The 9,178-nt window shown below is 68.2% G+C and carries 7 protein-coding genes and 1 pseudogene; 2 read left to right on the top strand and 6 right to left on the bottom strand.

The window, feature by feature from the left end:
* Positions 1 to 7: 7 nt before the first annotated feature.
* The 3 genes from F3J14_RS16180 to F3J14_RS16190 all read right to left on the bottom strand — a co-directional run bounded on the left by F3J14_RS16180 (position 8) and on the right by F3J14_RS16190 (position 4,951).
* Positions 8 to 3,145 carry an efflux RND transporter permease subunit gene (locus F3J14_RS16180; protein ID WP_166723860.1) on the bottom strand — a complete coding sequence of 1,046 codons (3,138 nt, stop codon included), beginning with the start codon at positions 3,143 to 3,145 and terminating at the stop codon, positions 8 to 10.
* Positions 3,142 to 4,251 carry an efflux RND transporter periplasmic adaptor subunit gene (locus F3J14_RS16185; protein ID WP_166723861.1) on the bottom strand — a complete coding sequence of 370 codons (1,110 nt, stop codon included), beginning with the start codon at positions 4,249 to 4,251 and terminating at the stop codon, positions 3,142 to 3,144. Before F3J14_RS16185 ends, F3J14_RS16180 begins: the two co-directional genes overlap by 4 nt.
* Positions 4,252 to 4,333: 82 nt before the next feature.
* Entirely contained in the window at positions 4,334 to 4,951 is a 618-nt protein-coding gene (locus F3J14_RS16190) for a TetR/AcrR family transcriptional regulator (protein ID WP_166723862.1), read from the bottom strand.
* A 76-nt stretch (positions 4,952 to 5,027) separates the two neighbouring features.
* Between F3J14_RS16190 and F3J14_RS16195 the strand changes: the two genes are divergently transcribed.
* Together F3J14_RS16195 and F3J14_RS16200 are read left to right on the top strand one after the other, a co-directional pair.
* On the top strand, positions 5,028 to 6,488 hold the full coding sequence (locus tag F3J14_RS16195; RefSeq protein ID WP_166723868.1) for a TolC family protein: 1,461 nt from the start codon (positions 5,028 to 5,030) through the stop codon (positions 6,486 to 6,488).
* Between the two features lie 22 nt (positions 6,489 to 6,510).
* Positions 6,511 to 6,702 carry a hypothetical protein gene (locus F3J14_RS16200; protein ID WP_166723863.1) on the top strand — a complete coding sequence of 64 codons (192 nt, stop codon included), beginning with the start codon at positions 6,511 to 6,513 and terminating at the stop codon, positions 6,700 to 6,702.
* 104 nt (positions 6,703 to 6,806) lie between these two features.
* On the opposite strand, the gene F3J14_RS16205 is transcribed toward F3J14_RS16200, so the two are convergent.
* The 3 genes and pseudogenes from F3J14_RS16205 to F3J14_RS16215 all read right to left on the bottom strand — a co-directional run.
* On the bottom strand, positions 6,807 to 8,369 hold the full coding sequence (locus F3J14_RS16205; protein WP_166723864.1) for a cytochrome c: 1,563 nt from the start codon (positions 8,367 to 8,369) through the stop codon (positions 6,807 to 6,809).
* Positions 8,360 to 8,761: a cytochrome C oxidase subunit I gene (locus F3J14_RS16210; RefSeq protein ID WP_166723865.1), complete on the bottom strand. Its 402-nt coding sequence runs from the start codon at positions 8,759 to 8,761 to the stop codon at positions 8,360 to 8,362. Before F3J14_RS16210 ends, F3J14_RS16205 begins: the two co-directional genes overlap by 10 nt.
* A pseudogene (locus tag F3J14_RS16215) lies at positions 8,758 to 9,063 on the bottom strand (cytochrome c oxidase subunit 3); the annotation flags it as partial. The pseudogene F3J14_RS16215 and the gene F3J14_RS16210, both read right to left, overlap by 4 nt.
* Between the last annotated feature and the right edge of the window lie 115 nt (positions 9,064 to 9,178).

A 9,178-nucleotide genomic window follows, 5' to 3' on the forward strand; every position in this document is an offset into this window, starting at 1 on the left:
GTGGGTATCAATCGCGTGCGTCGAGCGCGGGTGCAAGCGTAGGTGCGGGAGGCGACGCCTCGTGTCCGCCACGGCGCGAACCGGCGGCATGGCCGGGCCGGATCCGATACCAGATCGCATACATCGCCGGCAGGAACACCAGCGTGAGGACCGTGCCGGCGAACGTGCCGCCGATCAGCGTGTACGCGAGCGTTCCCCAGAACACCGAATGGGTGAGCGGAATGAACGCGAGCACGGCGGCCATCGCGGTCAGGATGACCGGGCGGGCCCGCTGCACGGTCGCTTCGACGACCGCATGGAACGGGTCCAGCCCCGCGTGTTCGTTCTGATGGATCTGCCCGATCAGGATCAGCGTGTTGCGCATCAGGATCCCCGACAGCGCAATGAGCCCGACCAGCGCGTTGATGCCGAACGGCTGCCCGAACAGGATCAGCGTCGGCACCACGCCGATCAACCCGAGCGGGCTCGTCAGGAACACCATCACCATCGCGGAGATCGAGCGCACCTGGAAGATGATGATGACGAGCGTGATCGCGAGCATGATCGGGAACAGCGGCAGCATCGCCGTCGTCGCCTTGCCCGATTCCTCGATGGAGCCGGCCTGCTCGATCCGGTAACCGCTCGGCAGCTTGTCGGCGATCGGTTGCAGCGCCTTCGTGATCGCGGCCGATACGTCGGGCGGCTGCAAGCCATCGGCGATGTCGCCGCGCACCGTGACGGTCGGCACGCGATCGCGCCAGCGCATGATCGGCTCCTCCATTCGCACGTCGACCTTGCCGACCTGCGACAGCGGAATGCGCTGGCCGTTCGCGCCGACGAGCGTGAAGTCGTCGAGCCGCGCCGGGTCGAGCCGCGTATCGCCGCCCGAACGCGCGATCACCTGCACGGTTCGAATATCCTCGCGCACCGCCGTGACGGGCACCCCCGTGAGCAGGAACTGCAGCTGCTGCGCGACCGCGCCCGACGTCAATCCGACCGCCTGCAGACGATCCTGCTGCAACGTGAAGTGCATCGTCGGCGCGCGCGTGCCCCAGTCGGCATTGACCGTGCGCATCATCGGGCTGCCGGTCATCACGCGCTGGACGTCGGCCGCGATGCCGCGCAGCGTGTCGGGATCGGGGCCCGTGATCCGGTAGGCCACCGGGAACGGCGAATACGGACCGAACACGAGTTGCGTGACGCGCACGCGTGCCTCGGGCGCGAGGCCGTCGGCGATGACTTTTCGCAGTCGCGCCTTCAATGCATCACGTTCCTCCTGGCTGTCGGTGCGCACCACGATCTTCGCGAACGACGGATCGGGCAGTTCCGGCCCCATCGCCAGATAGAAACGCGGCGCACCCTGGCCGACGTACGCGGTGACGATCCGCGCTTCCTTCTGTCTGGCGAGCCATGCCTCGACCTTCGATGTGGTGGCGCTGGTTTGCGAAATCGACGTGCCGTACGGCATCTGCACCTCGATCAGCACCTCGGGGCGATCGGAGATGGGGAAAAACTGCTTCTTGACGATCGCCATGCCGAGAATCGCGAGCACGAACAGGCCGACGACCGAACCGGCGACCAGCCATTTGCGGGCGATCACGCGCGTCAGCAGTTGACGGAAGCGGTTGTAGCGGGGCGTGTCGTAGATCGCGTCGTGACCGCCTTCGAACTTCTTGAAGTCCGGCAGCATCTTCACGCCGAGGTACGGCGTGAAGGCCACCGCGATGACCCACGACGCGATCAGCGCGATCCCGACGATCCAGAACATGTTGCTGGTGTATTCACCCGCGGTGGAGCGCGCGAAGCCGTTCGGCATGAAGCCGACCGCCGTCACCAGCGTGCCGGCCAGCATCGGCGCGGCCGTATGGCTCCACGCGTAGGCCGACGCGGCCACGCGGTCGTAGCCTTCCTCCATCTTCACGACCATCATCTCGATCGCGATGATCGCGTCGTCGACCAGCAGGCCGAGCGCGAGGATCAGCGAGCCGAGCGTGATGCGGTCGAAGTTCTTGCCGGTCGCGGCCATCACGACGAACACCACGGCGAGCGTCAGCGGCACGGCCGCGGCGACGACGAGGCCCACGCGCCAGCCCATGCTGACGAAGCTCACCAGCATCACCACGAGCAGCGCGGCGAAGAACTTGACCATGAACTCGTCGACGGCGGAGCTGATGTTCACGGACTGGTCGGTCACCTTGGTCAGGCTCATGCCGAGCGGCAGCCCGCTATTGATCGCGCCGACTTCGTGGTCGAGCGCCTTGCCGAGGTCGAGCCCGTTCCAGCCGTCGCGCATCACGATGCCCAGCAGCAGCGCGGGTTCGCCGTTGTTGCGGATCAGGAACGTCGACGGGTCTTCGTAACCGCGCTCGACGGTGGCGATGTCCGACAGTTTCAGCGTGCGACCCTGCGCGACGATCGGCGTGTCGCGAATCTTCTGCAGCTTGTCGAACGCGCCGTCCACGCGAATGAAGATCTCCGGGCCGCGCGTTTCCACGGAGCCGGCCGGCGTCAGCGCGTTCTGGCCGTTGAGCGCGGCGAATACGTCCTGCGGGCTCACGCCGAGCGTCGCGAGCCGGTCGTGCGACAGCTGGATATAGATGCGCTCCGCCTGCTCGCCGATGATGTCGACCTTCTTCACACCGGGCACGTGCAGCAGCCGCTGGCGCAGCGTTTCCGCGTCGCGCACCAGCAGGCGCTGCGGCTCGCCCTTGGCCTTCAGTGCGAAGAGGGCGAACGTGACGTCCGCATATTCGTCGTTGACCATCGGGCCGATCACGCCCGACGGAAGATCGTTCGCCACATCGCCGATCTTCTTGCGCGCCTGATAGAACTGCTCCTGCACCTCGGACGGCGGCGTGCTGTCGAGCAACGTCAGCGTCGTAAACGCGAGACCGGGGCGCGTGTAGGTTTCGGTGCGGTCGTACCAGCGCAGCTCCTGCATGCGCTTTTCGATCTTTTCGGCGACCTGGTCGTGCATTTCCTGCGCGGTCGCGCCGGGCCAGGCGGTGACGATGGTCATCACCTTGACCGTGAAGGCCGGGTCTTCCGCGCGGCCCAGCTTGAAGAACGACACGAGCCCGGCGAGCGAAATCAGGCAGATCAGGAACAGCGTGACCGCGCGCTGGCGCACGGCGAGCGCCGACAGGTTGAATCGGCGCTCGCTCACGGCCGTGCTCCTTCGCTTGCAACCGCGATGGCCTGCGGCGACACCCGGACCGTTTCGCCTTCGCGCAGCAAGTGGGCGCCGAGTGCGACGACGCGCTCGCCTTGCTTCAGCGTGCCGGACACCCGGGCGTTGTCGTCGTCCAGATGCTCGAGCTTGACCGGCCGCCACGCCACCTTGGCCGGATCGCCGGCGACGACCCACACGCCGGGCCCTTTGCCTGCGTCCAGCAGCGCGCCGATCGGCACCTGCAGGCCGGCTTGCGGCGCGCCGTCCGCGATCCGGATCGTGACGGTCGCACCCAGCGGTGCGCCGGCCAATGCACCCTGCAGCACATACCGCGCTTCGAACGTGCGCGTTCTGGTATCCGCGGTATCGGAGAGCTGGCGCAGCGTCGCGGGAACGCTCGCGTCCTGCTTGCCGAACAGCTCGGCCTGTGCGCTCGACCCGATTGCCGGGCGCAGGGTTTCGGGCAGCTGGATCACGGCCTCGCGGCTGCCGGCGTGCGCGAGCCGTACCACCGGCTGGCCCGGGCTGACGACCTGACCGGGCTCGGCGAGGGTTTCCATCACGACGCCGTCGCCGTCCGCGACGAGTTCCGCATAGCCTGTCGCATTGCGCGAGACGTTCGCGTCGGCCTCGGCGGCACTCAGTTGCGCCTTGGCGGCATCGGCCGCCGCCTTGATCTGGTCATAGGCCGATGCCGATATCGCGCCGGTGCCGCGCAGGTCGCGGTAGCGGGCTTCGTCTTCGGCGGTCTGCCGCGCGCGGGCCCGTGCGGCGGCCACGGCCTCGTCGCGTGCGCGGGCCGCGAGCTTCAGGTCGACCGGGTCGAGCCGCATGAGCGGCTGGCCGCGCCGGACGGTTTGACCGGCGTCGACGAGCCGCTCCTGCACCTTGCCGGACACCCGGAACCCGAGGTCGCTCTGCACGCGGGCGGCGACGGTGCCGGTAAACGCGCGGGACGCGGGAACGGCCGCCTGCACGACGGCGATACGCACGAGCGGCGCTTCCGTGCGCGGATCGGAAGGCGCTTTTCCGCTGCACGCGGCTAGCGCGAGCGGCAGTGCGGAAGCGACTGCGAAGAGAGCGAGGCGACGCCTGACCATGAAAGACCCAATGACGAAGTGTTCGAGGCTTTCATTGTGGATCTAGTGACTAAAATAGTCAATGGTCACAAACGGTGACGCATCATGGGGCCAGGCTGCGCAGAACGAGGCTGGACAACTGCGCGGGCGCGGCGTCCGTCGTGTCGAGGTTGTATTGCAGCAGCAGCGGATTCAGGTACGGGCGCATCACCAGGTAGATCGCCATCGCGGTTTCGTCCAGCGGCGTCTTGCGCTCGAACTCGCCGTTTTGGCGGCCTGCCTGCAGCACGTCCTGCAGCAGTTTCTGCACGCGCGCTTCGTAGTCCTGCACCGACTGCCAGTTCCCGGTGGCGGCCGACGCGGCGATGTCGTACAGCTTGCGATCGCGGAAAAACAGCCGCAGGCTCGCTTCGGTAAAGACCTTGAACATCCGCCGCAGCTTTTCGGTGGGCAGTTCGGCCTCGGCGACGGCCGCGCGCACCTCGGTCTCGATCTCGTGCAGGCAGTTCGCGCAGATCATTTCGCCGATCGCCTGTTTCGACTCGAAGAACTTGTAGATATAGGCCTTCGAGAAGCCGATCGCCTTCGCGAGATCGGACACGGTCGTCTTTTCATAGCCGTACCGGCTGAAGTGCTCGGTGGCGGCGACGACGATCTGGTCCCGGACGTCATGGTCGGCCGGCCCCCGCGCGGGGGCCGGGGAAGAAGCGGGTTTTTTCATGGGCTGCAGCCGACAGGATGGACAACGAGTGACTATTTGGTATTATAGTCACTATCGAATTCTTGCGAAAACCGTCATGCTACCCAAACCCGTCGTTGCCGCGGTTCTTGTTGCCGTCCTGTTGGCGGGTTGCGCCGTCGGTCCCGACTACGTGCGCCCGGACGTCGCGATGCCGCAGCGGTTCCTGGGCCAGGCCGCCGTGGACCAGCGGCACGCGGCCGCCGATGCCGACCTCGCGACGTGGTGGACGGGTTTCGGCGATCCGCAACTGACGCGCTACGTCACGCTGGCCCTGGCGCAGAACCTCGATCTCGCGCAGGCTGCGGCACGCGTCGCACAAGCGCGCGCAGGGCTGAGTGCAGCCAATGCCGCGCTGCTGCCTTCGGGCGAGGTGAGTGGTCAGGCGGCGCGCGTCTACCAGTCGGTCGAAACGCCGTTGGGGCGCGTGCTGAATTCGGCGCCGGGTTTCGACCGTCACGGCAGCGACTATGAGGCCGACTTCAACGCGAGCTGGGAACTGGACGTGTTCGGCGGGTTGCGCCGCGGCCGCGAAGCGGCGCTCGCCGACTACCAGGCGTCGGAAGCCGGCGCGGTGGCGACGCGCCTTGCCGTCGCCGCGCAAACCGCGGACATCTACATCACGATTCGCGGGTTGCAGGGCCGGCTGAAGGTCGCACGGCATCAAGTGCAGACCGAGCAGGATCTGCTGTCCACCATCAGTCTGCTGTATGGCAAGGGTCTCGCGGCGGAGCTTCAGGTCAGGCAGGCCGAAGGCGCGCTCGCGCAGGTTCGCGCCACGGTGCCGGTGCTCGAAGCGGCGCTGGACACGGCGATGAACGCGCTCGACGTGATGCTCGGTTCGCAGCCCGGCACGCATCGGGCGGAATTGCTCGACGGCGGCGACGTGCCGGTTGCGCCGCGGATCGCGGCGACGGGAACGCCCGGTGAACTGCTCAGGCGGCGGCCCGACCTGATCGTGGCCGAGCGGCGCGTGGCGGCGGCGAACGCGCGCATCGGCGTGGCCATCGCCGAGTATTACCCGAAGTTCTCGCTGAGCGGATTGATCGGTAGCGCGACGACGATGGGCGCGGGCAATCTGTTTACCGGCGGCGCCAACCAGGCCGCGGGCGTGCTCGGCCTGCGCTGGCGCCTGTTCGACTTCGGCCGGATCAATGCGCAGATCGCGCAGGCCAAAGGGCAGGATGCCGAAATGCTGGCTGCGTATCGGCTCGCGGCGCTGCACGCGACCGAGGATGTCGAAAACGCGTTCTCGGCGCTCGTTAAACGCGACGAACAGGCGGCCGTTCTTGCCGGTGGCGTGGATTCGCTGGGCCGAGCAAGAGCCGCGTCGTTTGCGGCGTACCAGAAAGGCGTCGTCAGCCTGATCGAAGTGCTGCAGGCAGACGAAAACCTGCTGCGCGCGTCCGACCAACGCGTGCAGGCGCAAACCGAATCCGCACGCGCGGCGGTTGCTGCGTTCAAGGCTCTGGGCGGCGGATGGCAGGCACCGGAATCCGAAGCGGTGGCGATGCGGTAGCGACTTCGTCGGAATGCGGCCAATGCCCGTCATCGCCGGAAAAGGGTTAGCCGTGACCAGCGTCGTGGATATCGTCCGCACGGGGCTGCACGTGATGAATACGATGCACGATGCGCCGTTCCGGCAACACCTGAATGCGCGATGCGACGAACGGCGCGATCTGACAGCGCGCGTCATCGAGCATTGGTGCGAAGGTGCGAACACGGCGGCGTGATGGACCCATGACGTGAATCGCACGTCGATGTGAATCGCGGTCGGCGAATCCGATCGGTCCGGTCCGCGATGGCATCGCGCCGGGAGCGGCCCGCAAGCACGCCATTATCGATGGATCGCCGCCCGCAACCGCCTCACATCCTGCTCCGACACCGGCGCGGCGCGATTCCCCCACGCGCCGCGCACATAGCTGACCACCGCCGCGATTTCGCTGCTCGTCAGCGCGACGCGCATCGCGGGCATCCGCTGCACGGGGCCGTTCGTGCCGGGCGCCGGCCGCGCGCCTTCGACGACGATCCGGATCGCGCTCGTCGGATCGGCCGCGAGCACAGCCGTATTGCCCGCGAGCGGCGGGCCGTGATCGCGCACGCCGGCGCCGTCCGCGCCGTGACAGCGTGCGCAGAACCCCGCGTACACGCCGGCTCCCGGCGCCTGCTGACCGCCTTCCGGCCGCGGCCCGGCGGCCGTCAGCCGCGGGACGCCGACGCCCAGCGGGTTCGTCGCGGCGGTCGGTTGCGCGGGCAACGACTTCAGGTAGACGGCGATCGCGCGACGATCGTCATCGCTGAGCAGCGCGGTGCTCTCTTCGACGACCGGCGCCATCGCGCCGAACACCGCGCCGCGCACCGCGTGACCGCTGCGCAGGAAGGCGGCGAGGTCGTCGACTGTCCAGCGGCCGAGGCCGTCCGCGTCCGCGCCGGTCAGGTTCGGCGCGAACCAGTGATCGTTGATGCCGCCGGTCAGGAACGCCGGGCTGTGCTCGTCGTAGCCGCGCTCGTTGTAGGCCGGGCCGCGCGGCGTATGGCACGCGCCGCAGTGGCCGAGCCCCTGCACGAGATACGCGCCGCGATTCCATTGCGCCGATTGCGACGATTGCGGCACGAACCGGTCGCGGTTCGCGAATGCGAGGCTCCATAGCCCGAGCGCCCAGCGCTGGTTGAACGGAAACGGCAGCCGCGTGAGCTTTGCCGCGTTCGAGGACGGCGCGACGCCGCGCATGAAATACGCATAGAGCGCGCGCACGTCGGCGTCGGTCATGCGCGCGAACGACGGGTAGGGCATCGCGGGATACAGCCAACTGCCATCCGCGCGCACGCCGCGCCGCAACGCGTCGTCGAACTGCCGCAGCGTGTAGTGGCCGATTCCGTGCGCCGGATCCGGCGTGATGTTCGGCGCATAGATCGGCCCGAACGGCGAATTCACCGGCTGGCCGCCCGCGTAGGGCGTGTGATCGGCCGCGTCGTGGCAGGCCGCGCAGTCGCCGGCAAGCGCGAGGTAGCGGCCGCGCGCGATCGTCGCGGCGTCGGCGTTCGCGGCGGCAGCGGCGACCATCGGGCGTCGGGCCGCCTTGGCGGATGCCGCATCCGATGGCGCGGCAGGCGTTGAGGTCGCCGCCGCGGCAGGCGGCCCGGAAAGCCGGCGATCCTCTTTCACGCGAGCCGACATCGACGCGCCGGCATCGGCCGCCGACGCACCAATGCGCACGAAACGCCAGCCCGACGCGGGTTCGGGTGCTTCTGCCGCCGACGCGGCGTCGGCCGTATCGCCGCCGGACACCGGATGGTCGTCCTGCTGCATGTCGCATGCGGCGAGCGCGACGCACACGGCGAGTACGGCGCTGGCAGCGCGCCCCGGAAAGAGGAACGAAGCGAACGAGATCAGCGCCATGGACTGCACGGCCCCACGAAAGCCGACACGATTCCCGTGAACACGAGACCGATCACGAACCCGAGCGCGGCGAGCATGCCGCAGCGCGCGAGGAATCGCGTGCTGTCGTCGCGCGTCGCGGCCTGAACGTTGGCGTCGTGCCTGCGTTGCCACGTGCGCACGAGCCAGGTGGCGAACGCCGCTGCCAGCGCGAATGCGCACGCGGCGATCAGCGCGAGCCACACGCCCACGTGCGCCCAGCGCGGCACGGCCTGCGCGACGCCGAGCGGATAGCACGCGGTCGACGCCAGCGCCTCGGACGCGAGCATCTGCGCGAACCACAGCGCGGGCGCGCCGATGAGGCCGGCCGCGATTGCGAGCAACGGAGTCCACGAGCGTCGGGCGTCGTTCATCCCGACCTCCTGAGCCAGTACGGCGACACGTACAGCGCGGTGAAGATGAACAGCCACACGATGTCGACGAAGTGCCAGTAGAGTCCGCCGACCGTCAGCGCGACGCGTCGCTCGCGGCTGAAGAAGCCGGCGGCCGTCCAGCCGGCGAGCAGCGCGAGGATGACGAGCCCGGCCACCACGTGCGCGAGGTGTAAGCCGGTGATCGTGAAGTACAGGCTGCCGTACAGATGTACGGTCGGGCCGTATGGATGGTCGCGCCACTCGTGCAGCTGAACGAGCGCGAACGCGATGCCGGCCACCAGCAGGCAGATCAGTTTCTTCTTCATTGCGGATTCTCCTTGTCGTGTGCCTGTCAATCTGCGTTTCGGTGCGCGCCGCAAACGCGCGGCGCGCACGTCTTGTTATCGATGGATGGGG

Source organism: Burkholderia sp. Tr-862 (genome assembly GCF_011753085.1).
Taxonomy (GTDB): domain Bacteria; phylum Pseudomonadota; class Gammaproteobacteria; order Burkholderiales; family Burkholderiaceae; genus Burkholderia; species Burkholderia ambifaria.

Excerpts from the sequence above, each read along its gene's own strand:
- F3J14_RS16195 (WP_166723868.1), top strand. The coding sequence starts at position 5,028 with ATGCTACCCAAACCCGTCGTTGCCGCGGTTCTTGTTGCCGTCCTGTTG.
- F3J14_RS16185 (WP_166723861.1), bottom strand. The coding sequence starts at position 4,251 with ATGGTCAGGCGTCGCCTCGCTCTCTTCGCAGTCGCTTCCGCACTGCCG.
- F3J14_RS16205 (WP_166723864.1), bottom strand. The coding sequence starts at position 8,369 with ATGGCGCTGATCTCGTTCGCTTCGTTCCTCTTTCCGGGGCGCGCTGCC.
- F3J14_RS16210 (WP_166723865.1), bottom strand. The coding sequence starts at position 8,761 with ATGAACGACGCCCGACGCTCGTGGACTCCGTTGCTCGCAATCGCGGCC.
- F3J14_RS16200 (WP_166723863.1), top strand. The coding sequence starts at position 6,511 with ATGCCCGTCATCGCCGGAAAAGGGTTAGCCGTGACCAGCGTCGTGGAT.
- F3J14_RS16190 (WP_166723862.1), bottom strand. The coding sequence starts at position 4,951 with ATGAAAAAACCCGCTTCTTCCCCGGCCCCCGCGCGGGGGCCGGCCGAC.